Raw genomic sequence first — 17,967 nt, forward strand, 5'->3', positions numbered from 1 at the left:
CGTTGCTTACGCCATGTCTGTATTGACCATCCAGGGTGTGCCGAACTTGTCGGTCAAAAGACCAAAGCCCGGTGACCAGAAGGTCTCCTCAAACGGCATCGTGACGGTGCCATCCACAGCCAGCTTGTCAAACAACGTCTTTCCTTCCGCAGCAGTAGGCACATGGATGGAAATATTCATGCCCTTCATTGCTTCGAAATGGCCGGGCGGGCAATCGGACGCCATGATGTGCCAGCCATCCCCCATCAAACAGGCATGGGCGATTTTATCGGCAAAATCGGGCATATCGTCGCTCATGGGCGTGTCGCCAAACGGCATGGCGACCAATTCGCCGCCCAGGACTGATTTGTAAAACTCCATCGCCGGGCGGCAGTTTCCGTCAAAATTCAAATAGCTGATCACTTTCATCGGGGCGTTCCTTTGTAAAAGTCGCAATTGTGGTGGATGTAAAATTACGGCTGCAGCCCGAACTGGGCCTCACCGTTTTCAAGATCAAACGGCACGGAAAAATGTTCATGGGCGATACGCCATTGCCCATAGCGCTTTTCAAGGTGGCTTGTGGCCCGCATCCAGCTTACCTGTTCGCTGCCATCGGCTTCACGCACGCCACAACGGATCAGAAAATGCGCCACCGCCAGATGGCCTGACGACCGGATAACCGGTTCCTGTGACTGGAAAATCATCTCGCGCTGATCGGGCATACAGCGTTGCCAATGTGCGCGGTATTCGGCATAGCCGTTAAATTGCAGCGGCCCGACCGCGTCATAAGAACAGATATCATCATGATAAAGCGCCATAATCGCATCAATGTCACGCGCGCTGGCCGCATCAATCCAGCGGTCAAAAACGTCTTTGATCTCCTGATAATCCTTGCTGGTCGGATTTTTCATCAGACGGTCCTTTGGTTGGTGGCGAAAGGGGACTGAAAAGTATTCTTGGCTGTCTTTCGGGGCCTTACGGCGCGGCAACCGCACGTTCAAGCGCCGCAATATCAATCTTTTGCATGGTCATCATCGCACTCGCAACACGGGCGGCGACATTCGGGTCGGGATCGGTCATCAATTCGATCAGGCGGGTCGGGGTGATTTGCCAGAAAACGCCATACCGGTCTTTCAACCAGCCACAATCAAGCGTCTGACCACCGCTTTCTGAAAGCCGTTCCCAATAATGGTCGACTTCCGCCTGATCCTTGCAATCGACGGTAAAGGATACCGCCTCGGTAAATTTGAATTCGGTCGGAAAATTGAACGCCGTGAAGCTCTGGCCTTCAAGTTCGACATTGATGGTCAAAACCTGACCTTCCTTGCCAGGACCTGCGGAACTGGCGCGCATGATCGTGCCGACCTTGGCATTGGGAAAAACAGAAACATAAAAATCGACGGCTTCTTCGGCGGTGCCGTCAAACCACAAAAACGGACTGATCTTCTGCATGGAGCATCCTCCTTGCCAGGCAGAAAGCGTTACGTTCGGATCCCGTTCGGATCAATTCGGGACCAACTTGGGGCTAACTTGGCATCACTCGGATTCCAAGCCGGGTCCGGTCGGGATCCAGTCAAATCTCACCGTCAAACGCGCCAGGTTAATTAGTCTTTTATTGTTTTCCCGTTTGACAAATACGTTGATATCAACATAATTAATTCATGTCAAAAAAAGATTTCAACCATAGCGATCAAAAGGTTCCGTTCACCGACACCCTGATGGTGCGGGACTCGTGCCTGTGCCTGCATGTCAGGCGGGCGGCACGGACCATTGCGCGCCGGTTTGACGACGCCTTCCGGCCTCTTGATCTGACCAGTGGGCAATTTTCTTTGTTGATGTCGCTGAACCGGCCATACCCACCGCACATGAAAGATGTCGCTGATCTTCTGGCGATGGACAGAACGACCTTGACCGCCAATCTAAAGCCACTGGAACGTCGCGGCCTGATTAAAATCACCCCGGACCCAAAGGATAAACGCGGGCGCCTTTTGACATTGACCAATGATGGTATGGCGCTTTTGACGCGCGCCTTTCCGATCTGGCAGAAAACCCAAAGCGACCTTGAAAGCCTTGTTGCGGATTCCAATGCCGAACAACTTCTGGCCGATCTGATCATCCTGTCTCAGGAACCGCAATAACCGTCAGATTACCGGCACTGGCGTATCAAGGCGATATTTCAAGAATGTCTCGCCGTCATAGGAAACCTGCCCAACAAACCGGGCACCAAGGCGTAGAAGACCGCGCAAATATTTGCGCGTTTGCGGTAACAGGAAGGTCACATCGTCAATCCGTGGATCGTTGTGGGCAAAATTCAAAGCCTCGCGCGTGATGGCAAGACCAAGCCCAAAGCAGTCGGGCCGCAGCACCAATCCGTAATCCCAGTCACCACCTTCCTTCTGAAACCCGCCCCAGCCGACATAGTCCCCATCGACCAAAATCGCCCAGTGACCAAGCCCGTCGCGCAGCCAACAGGTATCTTTGGCCGCCACGAAACGCGCATGATCGCTGTGATCCCAAGGACCGGACAATAGCGGCATATGTTCCGCCATGCGCGGATCAGACATATGGGCAATGATGATTGCTGGCGCGATATCGCCCAGACGCACAAACATGATTGTCCTTTGCGACGGCAGGGATTTTGATGCTGTGCTGGAAATCATTGGGAACGGAACCGGTAAGAGATATGAAAAAGGCGCAAGAACCAAGGTCCATTGCGCCGTTAACCGGTTGATTTGTCAATTGCCCGGCGGATCATCGCCCATCACGTTTATGGCACTGCGCCCCGGAAGACGGCAGGCACTAATCCTTGGACGGCGCAGCTGCGCCCTGAGGCGGCAGGAATTCTTTGCGGCACGGAACAGCTTCTTCGTTGACCACGGTCCAGCCGAAATTACGAAACTTGCCAAAGCTTTCTTTTTTCATGGTGATGCCGCTTGCTTCGTGCTTCCGCACTTCACGGGCATCTTCGCCGTCAATCCGGCCGGCACGGGCCCAGGCACGTTCACGCATTGCTTTGGTAATCGTCGGTTCGGTCATGAAGGCTCTTTTCTTCGCTTGGGGTCAAACCGCATTATAGCGCGATTTCGCTTGGATCACGATGGCTTTAACCTATGACCTTCCCACAGGCAATTCACTTCTGATCCGTATCATGGGGCAAGTGGAAAACAGTTTCGGCAAAAGATTCCCGCTCAGACATGATTGCCATCCAGTCGCGCACCCGCACCGGAATATCAAAACGCCGGTCCGGCCAACGAAAATCAATATAGCAAAGTGCCACCAGAACCGAATATGTGCCCAAATGCGGATCTTCGGTGCGCAACTGCGCCAAACCATCAAGGATTGCATCAACACCACTTTGAATGGCTTGGGCCTGACGTTCCATCACGAAATCGGAACGATCACTTTCATCACGGTTTGAATCGGCATATAGCCGCCCGGTCGCCGTCATCATGCCATCGGCAAGCCCTTGCCATTTCAGGGCATTAAGGCGCGATACACCTTCTTCTGGAATAACGCCCGCAGATGCGCCCGACGACCGCGATAGCTGATCAAGGTAATCACAAATTACCGCAGACTCAAACACCGCCATGCCGTCTTCAAGGATCAGGGTTGGCACCTTGGACAACGGGTTATGAGCCCGAAGGGCCGCATCCGTCCAGGGATCGATCAGAATTTCGTTGATCTGTTTTTCCAGACCAAGCTCACGCAAAACAACCCGCACCTTGCGCGAGAAAGGCGACGTTGGCGAATAGTAAAGCTGCATCATGATCCAGGCCCTTTATCCTGATCAAACTGGCGACAATCAAACCGACCCTGATGAACTCCGCGACCTTAAATCGCCAAATCCGGGGTCCAGCCGATCCCTTCAAGATGCCAGTTTGCGTTCCAGTTCTTATCTTTACGGGTCAGTGTAAGGTAATTTCGCGCCGCACAATAGACACCTTTGCGTTCAGGAAGCGGTTTTAACCGTGTCGGGCGGTCCGGTAACGGATGATCCCCGATCCATGCCAGCAATCCCAACCCACGGGCAAAGGCCTTGGGCGGGGCGGTATGCGAAATGCCTGACGCCACAAGTTGATGAATGGTTTTTCCCGTGGTTTCAAATGTTCCACGGGTGGCAACGTGAATTTCACCCGACAGCAACGTGATCTCGTGATCATGATCGTTGGCAACCTGTTCAAGCAATTCCAGAAATCGGCACCATTCCCGACGGTGCCAACGGCTTTGCCACTGATCGCGCAGATCATCTTCGTATTTCTGGGCATGGGGCATCATATGAAGGAACATTTCCACCAATGAAAGACGCGGCCCGATCACCGGCACACTCGACATCATCAAAATGCGGTTGCCATCGGGAATGGCATTCAGGGTCGGCACAATATCGCGCCATCCATGATCGCCCATGATCAATTCCGGGGTGCGTTCGGACCGAAGATCGGGCGCAATGACGCTAAAGCCCGGATAATCCACCTTCCACGCAAGGCTCTGTCCGTCCGGATCGGTCACCATGGCAGGAAGCGCATCCTTGCTCGCACCAAGCTGCATCAAACAGAATGCTTCGCGCGCGCAGGCAAACATGCCCTTTGCCACCATTGATCCCTGAAACCATTTCTTGTGACTGCCCCAGCCATCAAAAATATCATGGTCATCCCACATCATAAGCGACGGCACACGGGCCAGCATGTGGCTGATTTGTGGTTGGCCGTAAATCGCCAGATAATGATCAAGGTAGAATTTCAAAACCGCATCATGCATCTCATCGGAAAAATCGGTCGCAAGCTTTTCCCGACGCCGGGCTTTTTGCCATGCAATTATATCGGGATGGCATTGCCAAACAGCATCGGCGTAAATCTGATCTCCACCATGCAAAAGCAATGAAAACGGCCGCTTTTTATGTTGCTCGGCAAGATCAATCCAAAGCGCGTTGCGATCTTCCAGCGGCCGGTCAAGATCCCCGTCTTCCTGACCATTGCACGACACAAACCCGATATGTAAATCCGAGCTAAAATCGCTACAAACAGCATATGTTACGGAATCGAAACTATAATATGACCGGCCTTCTGCAGGCAGTTCAAAATCAAACCGCCAATAGCTTCTGCCAAACAGGCTTGTCATCTTTTCCGGAGTCACCGGATCGCCGTCCATCGCGCGCAGTTCCGGCAAGGCCATATCGTCGGCTGCGACGATCAAGGCAGCAAGACGGTTGTTTTTCCCGTCATTACCCCGCGCAAACAAAAAAGGCCCAAACAGACCGTCATCGGAAATTTCGGAATTCTGGTTCTGGGTCATGCAATCCTGTTACCTTGCGCGAAATAATTTCTCAAATCATACGTTTGATTGACGGTTTGGTTCCAGTTCCAATCATCTGATGCATCTCTTGGCCGTTCTGATCGGGCAGGGAACGCACTGTCACTTCATCAAAGCAATTGGCACAAAAAAGGGCAAGCGACCGTGATCACTTGCCCTGAAAATCATCTCAGACCCGTCACATCATGCCAAACGGTTGTCAATCGCATCCCAAATCAGGCTTTCCAGTTTAGCCCCGTCAAAACGGTTCACTTCCTGAAGACCGGTTGGCGAGGTGACGTTGATTTCGGTCATGTAATCGCCAATCACGTCAATCCCGACAAAGATCAGATCACGCTTTTTAAGTTCCGGTCCGATGCGTTCACAAATCTCACGCTCGCGCGGGGTCAAAAGCGATTTTTCAGCAACCCCGCCAACATGCATGTTTGAGCGTGCTTCGCCTTCGGCCGGAACGCGGTTGATCGCACCGACCGGCTCACCGTCGACCAGAATGATGCGTTTGTCGCCTTTGCGCACATCGGGCAAATAGGCCTGAACCATCAAAGGTTCGCGGGACTGAGCGGCAAACAGCTCCAGCAGGGAATTAAGGTTTTCATCGCCGGGTTTAAGATGGAACACACCCGCGCCGCCATTGCCAAACAATGGTTTGACGATGATGTCTTTGTATTCTTCGCGGAAATCACGGATGCGCGCAGCCGATCGCGTGATCAGGGTCGGCGGCATCAGATCGGGGAATTCCGTCACGAAAATCTTTTCCGGAGCATTGCGCACATGGCCCGGATGATTGACGACGAAAGTTTCCGGGTGGATGGCTTCGAGTAGATGGGTTGCCGTGATGTAATTCATGTCAAACGGCGGGTCCTGACGCATCAGGATCACATCGGTTTCCCGGGCCAGATCAATGATCCGGGCATCCCCCAGATCATAATGATTGCCCTGTTCATAGCGCAGCGTCATCGGGCGGACTTCGGCCTTGATGCGCCCGCGATCATAAAACATGTCATCTGGATGATAATGCAAAAGGTCATATCCACGCGCCTGGGCTTCAAGGCCCATGACAAAGGTGGAGTCCCCTTTGATATCGATTGTCTCGATCGGGTCCATCTGGATGGCAACGATACGGCTCATTAACGCGTTCTCCTCTTCACCGGCACTATGCCGTACCCGCAAATATGGCCCAAAGCGGCCAATTGTGATCATTTGCGGGCACAGCTTGACCCGGCTGGCCTTCCCGGCCAAATGATGCGATATGTAATTCGCAATTGATGAATACTCATTTGGCAGAATTTTTATCATCCGCCATTCATCTTCCGCAATCGCGATCACTTAAATGTTTTGAAGACCGGGCAGGCATATGACTTTTATGACCAAAAATTCGCAGACCAATGTGCATTCACGCGCTCAGAAAAGCCGTTCTGCCCTTGCAGCTGTTGTCATTACCCTTGCTGTTGGTCTTGGTGCGATTTCGAGTATCGCATTCCTGCCCCCGGCCGCCCACGCCCAGTCGGCATCCAAAATCAGCCCGGATATGATCAACAAGATCGAAAGCTATCTTGGCAACATGACGACCCTAAGGGCCGATTTTGTTCAGATTTCATCGGATGGTGGTGCTGCCGAAGGCAAGCTTTACATGGAACGTCCGGGCAAGATGCGGTTTGAATATAACCCGCCGGCGCAAATCCTTCTGGTCTCGACCGGGCATGATTTCATTTACTATGACAAGGAAATCAATGCCCCGACCTATTTCGACATCGATGAAACGCCCGCCGGGATCATTCTGGCCGAAAATGTTTCACTGACCGACAAGGTCAAAGTTGTCGATTACAGCCGGACGGCTGAGACCATCCGGGTGGAACTGGTGCGCAAATCCGATCCGGGTGCTGGCAGTGTCACCTTGGTCTTTGCGGAAAAACCGATGCAATTGCGCCAATGGATCGTCACCGATCCAACCGGGATTGAAACCACCGTGACGCTTTTCAACACCGAAGAAGGCGTATCACTTGATCCCGAACTGTTTAAGTTTGAGCGTATCTGGCCCAATCAACGCAACTGATCACGAAAATTTGTCATTCCTTATCGGGAAATGGTCAATGACAAATCAGGGCCGTCAAAACGTAATCATTTTTTGATTCAAGCCCTTGGCACAATTGCGGTTTCGTAACGAAAATCAGATTGCGCAAGAATCACCTGATCGTTCGAAAATTCTTGGTTTTCAGGGTCGGATGCTATGGCACAGAACCGGTGTGATCCCTATATGTGAGTCTGTCACAAGGTTCCTGATAAATGATTGGAACCCGGTGTGAGGAAAAGGTCTCCCCTACCTTTCCTCACGCTCCAGATCATCGGAGCGCTGGCGTCCGGTTCTCCCCCCTGGCCGGACGCCTTTTTTTTGCCCGATCTCCACGATAAGACGAACCTCAATTGATCCTGACTTTCATGCGAATTCGGGAAAAATTCATGCTGTAAGCACAGGATTTCATCGGCTGTTAATTTTAATTGCCTAGGAATGTCAGGCATGATCCCCTTGCGGGGAAAATTTCGACACATGACAGGACGGGACCGACAGCTTCGATGATCAATGACTTTCTGAAATCCATCTCACAATTTTCCGACCCGCGTTTTCGCAAAGTCGTGCTGATTGGTGTTGCTGGCGCATTGGCCACCATTGTTGGTCTTTGGGTTCTGATCTGGTTTGCGTTGAACTCCGTCACTTTCTTTACCGATGGTGGCTGGCTTGAAAGTGCGGTTGACTGGATTCTTGGTATCGGCCTGACATTGTTGGTTTTGTTGCTGTTTCCCGCAGCCACGGTTCTGATCTCAAGCCTTTTGCTTGATCAGATTGCCGATGCGGTCGAAGACAAATATTATCCAACACTGCCCGATACCCGCCCACAACCCATCAGCGAGGCCCTGATCGGTGGGTTAAAATTCGCCCTGACCGCACTTGCGCTTAACATTCTGATCTTGCCGCTTCTTTTGGCGGGGCCGCTCTATGTCATCGCGTTTTACACGATGAATGGGTATCTTTTGTCGCGTGAATATTTTGAACTGGTTGCTGCACGTCGTTATGATGCGCGCACCGTCGAAGCAATCCGAAAAAGCCGTCAGAAAAAACTTTGGGTTGCCGGAATTGGCCTGACCTTTTTGATGACCATTCCATTCGTCAATCTGGTCGCCCCGATTATCGCAACTGCCTTTATGGTCCATTATTCTGTTCGCCTTGGTACTTATGTGCCCAACACTGCGGCCTAAGGTCACAAACCAGCGAACACAGAACAGATCATAGAACCGAAACTGCAACTTTAAGGATCTGGTCATCCAATGTTTGGAAAGAAAAAAGCCAATAAAACAGTCGACAGCAGTGCGGCTTCGTCCGATACATCTTCTTTGGGTGGATCAGAGACGCTTTCTAAGACCAAGGCATCTGATGTTGCAGCTGATCAGACCACCAATTCCGGCACTGCCGTAAAAACAGAAAAACGAACTGAGCCGCAGCTCTTCACCAAGCCGCGCACAAAGGATGAACCGCAAATGTCCAGTAAACCGCATTCCACCAGCTTCCGCCCGGAAATCCCAAAACGCCCGCTTGAAATCCCGACCCGTGGCAACGCAGGTCGTCCGGCAAGTGCCAGCAGCAATGCTGAAGGCAAAAAGCTGACCGTGGGTCGCGACATCACACTGAAAGGCGAGATCGGATCTTGCGAAGTTTTGGTCGTTGAAGGTGTTGTTGAAGCACAAATCAAAGAATGCTCGCGTCTGGAAGTTTCAAATGGCGGGACCTTTGTTGGTTCGGCACAGGTTGAAGAAGCTGAAATCAGCGGCAAGTTTGAAGGTGATCTGACGGCCCGTCGGGTCACGATCATTAACTCGGCCGAGATCAGTGGCAAAATCACCTATGGATCGCTTCAGATCGAAAATGGTGCACGCATCAAGGGTGAGCTCGACTATGTCGAAAGCAGCGATGATGGTACGTCGCGCAGCGGCAACAGTGCTGCGATCACCATTCCACGCAAATCGGAAGATTCCTGATCCCCGTGCGCACTTCAGGTTTGATCATACAAACACCCCGAACAGACATCATCCGTCCGTTCGGGGTGTTATTGCTTTTAGCCATAATTGCACTGGGTTTGAGTGCCTGTGGCGGAAGTACCGTGCCACCGGGCACGACAAATACCAGCTACGGCCAGCCCACCAGTCAGGGCAGTGTTAAAACCACCACGACCAAAACGACAGCGACCACCACGCGTCCCGCCACAGGCGCGACCGCGGCGAAGAAGCCGAAAAGCAAGACCGAATCGACGGTTGCCGCCATTCCGTTCAAACCTGTTCCGACCGAAACCCTTAAAGGGCTGTCTGAAACCGATTTCGAATCGAAAATCGGCGCACCGGAAATGATCCGGGCCGAAGGTGATATCCGGGTTTGGCAATATCGCTCCGAACAGTGTTCGTTTGATGCGTTTTTCGTTCCAAAAGCCGAAGGTGACCCCCGCGAACTGCGCCATATGCTGGCACGGATGCGCCGCGGCAATAACGCCATCACCCTGCAAGACTGCCTTGATCAGGTGGTGAAACTCAATCTTGGTCGCGGATAATTCCACGCAGACCAGGATAAATTGCCCACAGCAAGTTTCTGAGTGTAATCGAGATCACTCAAAACAGCCGGAAATTGCGGTTTTAAGCCTTTCCTAGCGTGCTGAAACTTAAAGATAATCTGCTAAGTTCTGATTTTTGAACGATCCTGCTTCGTTCCTTGGTTTAATCTTTACCTTTTGTTGGCAGGCTCGGATAAGGAACCTCATAAATTTGCCATATCCTGTGGCTTTATTACCTTCTTCTCGGCCCTAAGGGTCAGGACCTACTAATTTGATTGGAATGGCAGTCGTTATATTTGTGAAATCCAAGAAAAGTCCCGCAGAGCGGGTTGGTATCCCGCGCAAGGGATTTGACGCAGGAGTTTGCAAATATAACGACTGTCCTTCGGATCTATCAGATTTGAACGGGCTACTTTGTCGCAAAACCTTGAAAGATATATATCTTCCTGCAGTTTTACTTCGCGTATCCGCACAAATCTGATGGACCATTTCAAACAAATTAGTAGGCCCTGACCCTCGGGGTCTGTCCCGAAACTTCAGACACGATACGCGACCTCATGAAAAAACACGCCCATCGTCTCGTCAGAACTTCGCTTGCAGCTTTTATTTCTGCATTTGTCTGCATCATCTCAGTGAGCGCACCTGTCAGCAAAGCACAGGCCCAGAATGCGCCAAAACTGATTGATGTTTATGGCAAGTGGGAAGCCTATACCTATTCCGAAGAAGGCCAGAAAGTCTGCTATATGGGCAGTCAGCCAACTTCGGCCAAAGGTGACTACACCCAACGCGGCAAGATTTATGTGATGGTGACTCATCGCCCGGCCTTGAAACTGGTCAATGAAGTCAGCTTCATCACCGGTTACACCTATAAAGACAAAAGCACGGTTGATCTTCGAATCGATTCCAACAAGTTCAGCCTGTTTACCCATGCGGATTCCGCCTGGGCCGTCGATGCTGAAACCGATCGTAAATTGGTCACCGCGATGAAATCGGGTTCGACAATGGTTTTGGTTGGCTATTCGTCCCGCGGGACGAAAACCACCGATACCTATTCACTGTCCGGCTTTACCGCCGCCTATAACGCGATTTCAAAGGCTTGTAACACCAAGCCGATCTAACAGATCAAAGCTTGCCAAACCGGTAAGTGCAGCGCGCGCGTGCGGATTTACAACCGTGACTGCTTATGCGCGATGGCTGCAATGTGAAATTTATCATTTCTAAATCGGCCCGGCCCCGCTATATGCGGGGCCATAGCTTTACGTGCATGTTTTACGTTCCGGCCCATTTTGATGCATTTTCTGGTATAGTCCCGCAGACGCCCAAAAATGCCCGTATCAAAACGGTCGGCAATACCACCAGAACAAAAGAGAGAACCCGGGATGACCGATGTCATGACCGAAAACGCACCCCAGACCGAAGTAGCCGTTCAAAAAGACGGCCCGTCGCTTACCGACTTCGTTACGCGCGCCGCCAATGGGCAGGCAGCCGACGGTCGGCGCGATCTGGTGGGGATTCCGCGTGAAGAACTTACCGAATTGATGGCGGATATGGGCGAAAGCAAGTTTCGCGTCAAACAGCTTTGGAACTGGATCTATAACCGCGGTGTCAAAGACATCGAGGAGATGACCAATATTTCCAAAAAGCTGCGTGATCGCCTGAGCCAAGAATTCTATGTGGGTCGCCCGGTTCTGACAGCAGATCAGAAAAGCACCGATGATACCCATAAATGGCTGATGAAATTCCATGACGGGAATGAAGCCGAAACCGTTTATATCCCGGACCGCAACGAAGACCGCGGTGCTGTGTGCATTTCGTCCCAGGTTGGCTGCACGCTGACCTGTAAGTTTTGCCACACCGGCACCCAGCTTCTGGTGCGTAACCTGACACCGGGTGAAATCGTTAGCCAGTTCATGATTGCGCGCGACAGTTATGGCGAATGGCCAACCCCGTCCAATGGTATTCGCCGCCTGTCAAACATCGTCATGATGGGCATGGGCGAACCACTGTTTAACTATGAAAATGTCCGGGATGCCCTGCGCATTGCCATGGACGGCGAAGGCATTTCGATCTCGCGCCGTCGCGTGACCCTTTCGACATCCGGTGTGGTGCCCGAAATCGTGCGCTGTGGCGAAGAACTTGGCGTTGGTCTGGCGATTTCACTGCATGCGCCAGAAGATGATCTGCGCAATGAAATCATGCCGATCAACAAGAAATACCCGCTCAAAGAATTGATGAATGCCTGCCGTCATTATCCGGGCATGTCCAATTCGCGCCCGATCACCATGGAATATGTCATGCTCAAGGGCATTAATGACAAACCAGAACATGCCCGTGCGCTGGCCAAACTGGTCAAAGGCGTTCACTGCAAATTTAACCTGATCCCGTTTAATAAATGGCCAGGATCAGATTACGAATGCACGCCGACCAACGATATCAAGAAGTTTGCCCAAATCCTGCTAGATAACGGCTATGAAGCGCCGATCCGCTGGCCGCGCGGCCGTGATATTCTCGCCGCCTGCGGTCAGCTGAAATCCGAAAGCCAGCGTCTGCGCAAAACCCGCGTTTCAGGCTGTGGTAAATCCGGTGCAGGTGAAACCAGCGACGAAAGCGTTGTTGCGGCTCAGTAAGCACCTGAAGGCGGCTGACACCAGCCCAAACCGCAATACTGCCAAAGTTATGATCAACACCGGATGGCCATGCTGTCCGGTGTTTTTCTTTGCACGATCCTTTTCACACCTTTACGCAAAATTGTCGCCATAACATTGTTTTGATTGCCGTTCATCGCGTCCGGGCATAGCGTGAGCGTCCATTTCAGGTTTATCGCAAGGTTTTCAGGCAGATGTCGCTCGGGCAGTTTTTCGCAATCCTTTTGGTCGTCACCATCTGGGGTGCCAATTTCACCGTGATCAAGCTCGGCCTTGGTGAAATGCCGCCGATATTGCTGTCATCCCTGCGCTTTGCCTTTGCTGCCTTGCCGGCTGTCTTCTTCTTACCCAGACCAAAATGTTCCTGGAAATATGTCGTTGGCTTTGGCGTTGTTCTGGGCTGTATCAAGTTTTCCCTGCTGTTTCTTGGCATGGATTTGGGGTTGTCTGCCGGGGTTTCATCGCTGGTTTTACAACTTCAGGCCTTCTTTACCCTGATCCTTGGCTTCTTTGTTCTTGGCGAAAAGATCGGGCCGCATCGCTATCTTGCGATGGTGGTGGCGTTCTTTGGTGTCGGGTTGCTGCTGTTTGTTTCGGATGGTTCAATCACTGCCATTGGCTTGGTCCTTGTGATTGCCGCCGCGGCAGCCTGGGGGGTTGCCAATATCATCATGAAGCAGGCCGGATCGGTTCAGATGCTGTCATTTGTTGTCTGGGCCAGCCTGATCCCCCCGATCCCGCTTGCCATCCTGTCGTTCTTGACCGAAGACCGCGCCAGTCTTGCTGATCTGGCCGATCAGGTCAGCTGGATCGGGATCGGTTCCATCCTTTATCTTGCCTATCCGGTAACCCTTCTGGGTTTTGCCATCTGGGGGCGGTTGCTTTCGACCTTGCCAGTTGGTCTGGTCGCGCCGTTTACCCTGTTGGTCCCGATTGTTGGCATGGCGACATCCGCACTTGTTCTGGGCGAAGACTTCGGAACGATCAAGATCATCTCGGCCATTCTGGTGATGGCAGGATTGTTGATTAACGTCTTTGGCGGGAAATTATTCGGCTTTATATCACGACATAAAGCGATCAATTCGTGAAATAGAAATAGTCTGATTATTCTATTTTGATTAAATCCAGCGTGCTTGTAACTTCTTGCCACCGTTATCTTCGGGGGTTCTGATATCTGAAATATCGATGTTCATCGCCAGGACACCACCAAGCCCGCCAACCGCAATATCCGTTAGCCTGCGCCCGATGCCATCGCGGTCAAGCTCCGCCAGATAGATATCGCGGGCCTCTTCATCAAAAAAGTCGATGGTATAGCCATGGGTAAAACCCTGACTAAGGCCACTACCGGTGGTTTTTGCGCCCCCGGCAAACGCAACCATGCCCGGTGTTTCAAAGGCTGCTGCTTCAACACCAACAAGGACTTCCTTGATCTGGTCGGCGGGAATGCTTCCTGATACTTGTACAAGAACGATATGACGGATCATTTCGGGGGGTCTTCCAGCCAGTTCGCAGGATCAATGAGGTTTGGCAACAAAACAAACTTCTGTCCGGATCTGTTCATATGACCCGCAAACAGGGCTGCGTCATCCCCGGGTCCGAAAAAGATATCGCCGCGCACCGGCCCGCGAATGGCCCCGCCGGTATCTTGCGCAATCATCAGACGATTGAATTTTCGGTCCAAATTCATCGGATCACGGGTCTCAAGCCAGACCGGAACCCCCATCGCATGAAAACGTCGATCGACAGCCAATGACCGGCCCGGTTCCAACGCCACCCCTTGGGATCCCAGTGGCCCGCCATTGGGGTCATCAGGGTCGGTTTTCAGCGGGTGGAAGAAGACAAAGGATGCGTTGGTGTTCATCACGCCGTCTGCTTCGTCCGGGTTGTCATGTAGCCATTTCTGGATGGTCTGCAGCGAAACCGTTTCACGCGTTAAGGCACCGCGTTCAATCAGTTCACGCCCAATGGCAAAATAAGGATGCCCGTTGGTCGCGGCATAGCCAACCCGTAAAACACTGTTATCAGGTAAAACCACCCGCCCGGATCCCTGAATTTGCAGGAAAAAGGCATCAACGGCATCATCGACCCAGACCATCTCAAGATCGCGGCCGGCAAGCGCCCCGTTTTCGATCTCTGCCCGGTTGAAATAGGGTTTCACACTGCTGCCACTCAGACGGCCCACCAGTTTGGTTCCCTTAAGATCATCGCGGAAATCGCCAAGATCGATTGAAACCATGTCATCCGGTTTTAAATAAATCGGGGTTTGAAACTGATCGCCCTTGGTCAGGCTTCCACGCAATTCCGGTTCATAATATCCTGTGAACAGGCCTTCGGGCTTTGTACCATTACTCGAAAGATACGGTCTGAAATCGCTTTGGAAAAAGGCGCGCGCGTCTTCTTTGCGCAGGCTATCAACATCCAACGACACCGCCGTTTCACATGAATTGCGCCATTGACCGATGGTGCCCATGCGAACATCGGGACCAACCATCTTGTCATCATCACGTCGCAACATTGCCTTGCAGGACCTTGCAAACGCACGGATTGCCGGGCGCATATCGTCACTTTGCCAGCCATCAAGATCGGCAAATGTCACCGGACGCAGGGTCAGGATATCTTCCTGTTTGACCGGTTCTTCGATGTCCCCGGTGATGTCGGGCCAGAACATCCAGATCAGAGCAGCACCTGCCCCGAACAGAACGGAAATAAGACTAAGATAGCGCGATAAAACCAAACGTCGTTTCAAGATAGAACCCGTTTACTGACAAGCAAAATGCGCCGCTTTGACCACGGCATAAGGAATGTCAATTTTGCCTGCTACATGCTTAACAAGCCGATAATTCGATGGGTTCTAACCTGCAAACACGCACAAAAAAGGCGACCCGATATGTTCGGATCGCCTGATAAATCTGTGTCTCGGGAAACCTGTTAATGAGCGGTTTCTTCTTCCGGCGTTTCGGTCGCAACAAGCTGCCAGTTTGGATCGCGGTTTTCAACATTGCGCGCAAAGGTCCAAAGGTCTTCTGCTTCGACAACCTTGTTGGGATCACCAGAGACAACAGCACCTTCGGCATTGCGAATAACCGAGACTTCCTCGGAGACGAATTTCACAGTGACATAGGCTGTACGGCCTTCAAGGCTGGCATCGTGGATGGTGGCACTTTTGATACCAACCAGGGTGGTTTCCTCGTGCTCGCCCTTTTCAGCCCGCGCATCAATCGCTGCGGCAAAGTTTTTGTAAACTTCCGCCGAAAGCAATGGGTTCAGACCGTCCTTGTCGCCCTTGGCAAAATATTCAACAATCATTTCAAACGCCATGCGTCCACCATTCAGGAAATCCTGCTGGGTGAAGCTTGGGTCGAATTTTTGAATCTGCTGCAAGGTTGCAAAAGTACCCGAAGGAACATTTGACGCATCCTGATCGTTTTCGGAGTCAGGTAAGCGATAAACATTGTCGGTCTGCGCTGCGGTGTCATTCTGACTTTTATCAGTGTCATTTTCATGGGACTGACGGCCAAAAATATCGGACGGACCCTGTTTTTCATTGCCTGTGCGACGGCCAAGTACACCGCGCAAACGCAGTACAAGAAAAACAGCAATCAGTGCGAATAAGAAGATATCGAAATACTGCAAGACCGATCTCTTGATCCTAATGGTTTCAAACAGGCCGGATTGACATCACAACCGTGGACGAAAGATGGTATGAACCCAACCAAATGCAAGGGCAACCAGTGATCACGTTAAGGCATGTGATCGTCTTCACCTTCATATAAGGTCAAAATTGGCGATTTGCCGCATTTTCGTCCAGTTATGGCATTAGTTTTCCGACCAATACACATTGCAGACTAATGGGAAATCACTGAAATCCAAGTTGTTTTCTGCAATAGTTTCAGCACTTCGTCAGGTTTGGCGTTAAAATGCATTGTTTTAAATCAGATATTCGCGGTCAAATTCGCCAAGGAACGGAGAAAAAATGGGTTTTTATTTCCTCGTCATTTTCGTCGCAATGCCGATCATTGAAATCGCGGTCTTTATTCAGGCCGGCGATCTGATTGGTTTGTGGCCAACCATTGGCGTTGTCATCCTGACCGCTATTATCGGAACATCCCTGATGCGTGCCCAAGGTTTGCAAACCCTTGCCAAGGCCCAAAGCCAAATGGATCAGGGTGAAATGCCAATCGGTGCGATGTTTGATGGTATCTGCATTCTTATTGCCGGTGTCTTGCTGCTGACCCCGGGTTTTGTCACCGACACACTTGGTTTCTTGCTGCTGATCCCGCCGCTTCGCCAGTTGGTCGGGGCAAAGGTGATCATGAAGCTGGTTCAGTCGGGCAATATCCGCACCAATTTCGGCAGTGCCGGATTTGGCGGCGGTCGTCCCGGTGGTGGTGCAGGCGGGGCTGGCGGGGCACGACGTGGTGCGGGCCCGATCATTGATGGCGATTATGAAAATGTCAGCCCCGATGATGCTGCAAATGACAGCGCTGCGACAGACAGCTCAAACCCCGATGGTCCGCGTAACTTGCCCCCAAAAGACTGATCGGCAATTTCACAGGAAAATCACAATTTCAGAAGCTTGGCCAAGTCCATCGGCCAAGCTTCTTTTATTCTGTGCTGATGTCGCCATAACCGATTGAACATCGCATCAAGCAAACCCGCAGAAATATGCGCTTTGCCGTCGGTTTGATTGGCTTGCCCGCACTTCTCATCCGTGCTAGGCCAGATCATCTGCCGCAACTACGCGGCATCAGAAATAAGCATTTCAGCAACGGTGAATGACCAAAATCCCATCGGGGCCATCGCTGTTCAAACCGCGCCTGAAGGCTTTTTTCTGATTAAGACCCAATGAATTAAGGGAGCTAGACTTTAATGGCCGAGAATACCACCGGTGCAGAACAGGGCGCTGCAAAACAGCAGCCCGCCGCAAATCCGATTACGATCCATACCCAGTACATCAAGGATCTTTCTTTCGAAAATCCGAATGCACCGGAAAGCGTTGCGCTTCAAGAGCAGCCGAAAATCAACATCGATGTCGATGTCGAAGCCCGCACCACCCAAGATCAGAAGCTTCATGAAGTGACCATCAAAATCAACGTCAAAGCCGACGTTGCCGATAAGGTTGCCTTCATTGCCGAGCTTCAGTACGGCGCGGTTGTCACGCTGAATGTTGAAGAACAACATCGTCTGCCAGTTCTCATGATCGAAGTACCGCGTCTTCTGTTCCCATATGTTCGCAAGATCGTATCTGACCTGACCGCGGATGGTGGTTTCCCACCGCTGATGATGCAGCAGATTGATTTTGCTGATCTTTTCCGCAAGAAATTCGCCAAACAGATGGATGGTCAACCGGCTGGAAATGCCTGATTGACCCCGTAGACATCTATTTGGTTCGATGCCAAAACAAAGGCCGCCAATCTGGCGGCCTTTTTATTTAACTATCGTAA

General features: G+C 51.7%; 21 protein-coding genes. 10 read left to right on the forward strand and 11 right to left on the reverse strand.

The window, feature by feature from the left end; genetic code table 11:
- Positions 1-6: 6 nt before the first annotated feature.
- From RIC05_RS05070 to RIC05_RS05080, 3 genes are all read right to left on the reverse strand, one after another.
- Positions 7-408 carry a VOC family protein gene (locus tag RIC05_RS05070; protein ID WP_350045081.1) on the reverse strand — a complete coding sequence of 134 codons (402 nt, stop codon included), beginning with the start codon at positions 406-408 and terminating at the stop codon, positions 7-9.
- 44 nt (positions 409-452) lie between these two features.
- Positions 453-890, reverse strand: coding sequence for a YybH family protein (locus RIC05_RS05075; protein WP_350045080.1), 438 nt, complete (start codon positions 888-890; stop codon positions 453-455).
- A gap of 64 nt (positions 891-954) precedes the next feature.
- Positions 955-1,431 (reverse strand): VOC family protein, encoded by a 477-nt coding sequence (locus RIC05_RS05080; protein ID WP_350045079.1) that lies wholly within the window; start codon positions 1,429-1,431, stop codon positions 955-957.
- 209 nt (positions 1,432-1,640) lie between these two features.
- On the opposite strand from RIC05_RS05080, the gene RIC05_RS05085 reads away from it, so the two are divergent.
- Entirely contained in the window at positions 1,641-2,117 is a 477-nt protein-coding gene (locus tag RIC05_RS05085; RefSeq protein WP_350045078.1) for a MarR family winged helix-turn-helix transcriptional regulator, read from the forward strand.
- Positions 2,118-2,120: 3 nt separating this feature from the next.
- Here the strand turns inward: RIC05_RS05085 and RIC05_RS05090 are convergent, their stop codons facing one another.
- From RIC05_RS05090 to gshB, 5 genes are all read right to left on the reverse strand, one after another.
- The gene (locus tag RIC05_RS05090) at positions 2,121-2,591 is read right to left on the reverse strand and encodes a GNAT family N-acetyltransferase (protein WP_350041047.1); all 471 of its coding nucleotides are present in this window, start codon (positions 2,589-2,591) and stop codon (positions 2,121-2,123) included.
- 187 nt (positions 2,592-2,778) lie between these two features.
- Positions 2,779-3,015: a hypothetical protein gene (locus tag RIC05_RS05095; protein ID WP_350041048.1), complete on the reverse strand. Its 237-nt coding sequence runs from the start codon at positions 3,013-3,015 to the stop codon at positions 2,779-2,781.
- Between the two features lie 94 nt (positions 3,016-3,109).
- The gene (locus RIC05_RS05100; protein WP_350045077.1) at positions 3,110-3,745 is read right to left on the reverse strand and encodes a glutathione S-transferase N-terminal domain-containing protein; all 636 of its coding nucleotides are present in this window, start codon (positions 3,743-3,745) and stop codon (positions 3,110-3,112) included.
- A 65-nt stretch (positions 3,746-3,810) separates the two neighbouring features.
- On the reverse strand, positions 3,811-5,268 hold the full coding sequence (locus RIC05_RS05105; protein ID WP_350045076.1) for an alkaline phosphatase D family protein: 1,458 nt from the start codon (positions 5,266-5,268) through the stop codon (positions 3,811-3,813).
- Positions 5,269-5,469: 201 nt separating this feature from the next.
- Positions 5,470-6,414, reverse strand: coding sequence for a glutathione synthase (gene gshB, locus RIC05_RS05110; RefSeq protein ID WP_350041051.1), 945 nt, complete (start codon positions 6,412-6,414; stop codon positions 5,470-5,472).
- A 235-nt stretch (positions 6,415-6,649) separates the two neighbouring features.
- Between gshB and RIC05_RS05115 the strand changes: the two genes are divergently transcribed.
- The 7 genes from RIC05_RS05115 to RIC05_RS05145 all read left to right on the forward strand — a co-directional run bounded on the left by RIC05_RS05115 (position 6,650) and on the right by RIC05_RS05145 (position 13,611).
- Entirely contained in the window at positions 6,650-7,339 is a 690-nt protein-coding gene (locus tag RIC05_RS05115; protein WP_350045075.1) for a LolA family protein, read from the forward strand.
- Positions 7,340-7,857: 518 nt separating this feature from the next.
- A complete protein-coding gene (locus tag RIC05_RS05120) occupies positions 7,858-8,538 on the forward strand; it encodes an EI24 domain-containing protein (RefSeq protein WP_350041053.1) in 681 nt (226 codons plus the stop codon).
- Between the two features lie 69 nt (positions 8,539-8,607).
- Positions 8,608-9,315, forward strand: a complete 708-nt coding sequence (locus RIC05_RS05125) for a bactofilin family protein (protein WP_350045074.1) — start codon at positions 8,608-8,610, stop codon at positions 9,313-9,315.
- Between the two features lie 71 nt (positions 9,316-9,386).
- Positions 9,387-9,878 carry a hypothetical protein gene (locus tag RIC05_RS05130; RefSeq protein WP_350045073.1) on the forward strand — a complete coding sequence of 164 codons (492 nt, stop codon included), beginning with the start codon at positions 9,387-9,389 and terminating at the stop codon, positions 9,876-9,878.
- 632 nt (positions 9,879-10,510) lie between these two features.
- A complete protein-coding gene (locus RIC05_RS05135; RefSeq protein WP_350045072.1) occupies positions 10,511-10,996 on the forward strand; it encodes an invasion associated locus B family protein in 486 nt (161 codons plus the stop codon).
- 261 nt (positions 10,997-11,257) lie between these two features.
- Entirely contained in the window at positions 11,258-12,505 is a 1,248-nt protein-coding gene (gene rlmN / locus RIC05_RS05140; RefSeq protein ID WP_350045071.1) for a dual-specificity RNA methyltransferase RlmN, read from the forward strand.
- Positions 12,506-12,717: 212 nt separating this feature from the next.
- Entirely contained in the window at positions 12,718-13,611 is an 894-nt protein-coding gene (locus RIC05_RS05145; RefSeq protein WP_350045070.1) for an EamA family transporter, read from the forward strand.
- Positions 13,612-13,641: 30 nt separating this feature from the next.
- On the opposite strand, the gene RIC05_RS05150 is transcribed toward RIC05_RS05145, so the two are convergent.
- From RIC05_RS05150 to RIC05_RS05160, 3 genes are all read right to left on the reverse strand, one after another.
- The gene (locus tag RIC05_RS05150; RefSeq protein WP_350045069.1) at positions 13,642-14,007 is read right to left on the reverse strand and encodes a Dabb family protein; all 366 of its coding nucleotides are present in this window, start codon (positions 14,005-14,007) and stop codon (positions 13,642-13,644) included.
- The gene (mltA, locus tag RIC05_RS05155) at positions 14,004-15,269 is read right to left on the reverse strand and encodes a murein transglycosylase A (RefSeq protein WP_350045068.1); all 1,266 of its coding nucleotides are present in this window, start codon (positions 15,267-15,269) and stop codon (positions 14,004-14,006) included. Before mltA ends, RIC05_RS05150 begins: the two co-directional genes overlap by 4 nt.
- A gap of 182 nt (positions 15,270-15,451) precedes the next feature.
- On the reverse strand, positions 15,452-16,156 hold the full coding sequence (locus tag RIC05_RS05160; RefSeq protein ID WP_350041061.1) for a Tim44/TimA family putative adaptor protein: 705 nt from the start codon (positions 16,154-16,156) through the stop codon (positions 15,452-15,454).
- A gap of 340 nt (positions 16,157-16,496) precedes the next feature.
- Between RIC05_RS05160 and RIC05_RS05165 the strand changes: the two genes are divergently transcribed.
- The gene (locus RIC05_RS05165; protein ID WP_350045067.1) at positions 16,497-17,063 is read left to right on the forward strand and encodes an FxsA family protein; all 567 of its coding nucleotides are present in this window, start codon (positions 16,497-16,499) and stop codon (positions 17,061-17,063) included.
- A 329-nt stretch (positions 17,064-17,392) separates the two neighbouring features.
- A complete protein-coding gene (gene secB, locus RIC05_RS05170) occupies positions 17,393-17,887 on the forward strand; it encodes a protein-export chaperone SecB (RefSeq protein WP_350045066.1) in 495 nt (164 codons plus the stop codon).
- The last annotated feature ends 80 nt before the right edge of the window (positions 17,888-17,967 follow it).

The sequence above is a fragment of the Thalassospira sp. genome (assembly GCF_040218635.1).
GTDB lineage: Bacteria > Pseudomonadota > Alphaproteobacteria > Rhodospirillales > Thalassospiraceae > Thalassospira.

What these genes read in the sequence shown, in the direction of transcription:
- RIC05_RS05070 (WP_350045081.1), bottom strand. Translation starts at nt 408, where the DNA reads ATGAAAGTGATCAGCTATTTGAATTTTGACGGAAACTGCCGCCCGGCG.
- RIC05_RS05075 (WP_350045080.1), bottom strand. Translation starts at nt 890, where the DNA reads ATGAAAAATCCGACCAGCAAGGATTATCAGGAGATCAAAGACGTTTTT.
- RIC05_RS05080 (WP_350045079.1), bottom strand. Translation starts at nt 1,431, where the DNA reads ATGCAGAAGATCAGTCCGTTTTTGTGGTTTGACGGCACCGCCGAAGAA.
- RIC05_RS05085 (WP_350045078.1), top strand. Translation starts at nt 1,641, where the DNA reads ATGTCAAAAAAAGATTTCAACCATAGCGATCAAAAGGTTCCGTTCACC.
- RIC05_RS05090 (WP_350041047.1), bottom strand. Translation starts at nt 2,591, where the DNA reads ATGTTTGTGCGTCTGGGCGATATCGCGCCAGCAATCATCATTGCCCAT.
- RIC05_RS05095 (WP_350041048.1), bottom strand. Translation starts at nt 3,015, where the DNA reads ATGACCGAACCGACGATTACCAAAGCAATGCGTGAACGTGCCTGGGCC.
- RIC05_RS05100 (WP_350045077.1), bottom strand. Translation starts at nt 3,745, where the DNA reads ATGATGCAGCTTTACTATTCGCCAACGTCGCCTTTCTCGCGCAAGGTG.
- RIC05_RS05105 (WP_350045076.1), bottom strand. Translation starts at nt 5,268, where the DNA reads ATGACCCAGAACCAGAATTCCGAAATTTCCGATGACGGTCTGTTTGGG.
- gshB (WP_350041051.1), bottom strand. Translation starts at nt 6,414, where the DNA reads ATGAGCCGTATCGTTGCCATCCAGATGGACCCGATCGAGACAATCGAT.
- RIC05_RS05115 (WP_350045075.1), top strand. Translation starts at nt 6,650, where the DNA reads ATGACCAAAAATTCGCAGACCAATGTGCATTCACGCGCTCAGAAAAGC.
- RIC05_RS05120 (WP_350041053.1), top strand. Translation starts at nt 7,858, where the DNA reads ATGATCAATGACTTTCTGAAATCCATCTCACAATTTTCCGACCCGCGT.
- RIC05_RS05125 (WP_350045074.1), top strand. Translation starts at nt 8,608, where the DNA reads ATGTTTGGAAAGAAAAAAGCCAATAAAACAGTCGACAGCAGTGCGGCT.
- rlmN (WP_350045071.1), top strand. Translation starts at nt 11,258, where the DNA reads ATGACCGATGTCATGACCGAAAACGCACCCCAGACCGAAGTAGCCGTT.
- RIC05_RS05145 (WP_350045070.1), top strand. Translation starts at nt 12,718, where the DNA reads ATGTCGCTCGGGCAGTTTTTCGCAATCCTTTTGGTCGTCACCATCTGG.
- RIC05_RS05150 (WP_350045069.1), bottom strand. Translation starts at nt 14,007, where the DNA reads ATGATCCGTCATATCGTTCTTGTACAAGTATCAGGAAGCATTCCCGCC.
- RIC05_RS05165 (WP_350045067.1), top strand. Translation starts at nt 16,497, where the DNA reads ATGGGTTTTTATTTCCTCGTCATTTTCGTCGCAATGCCGATCATTGAA.
- secB (WP_350045066.1), top strand. Translation starts at nt 17,393, where the DNA reads ATGGCCGAGAATACCACCGGTGCAGAACAGGGCGCTGCAAAACAGCAG.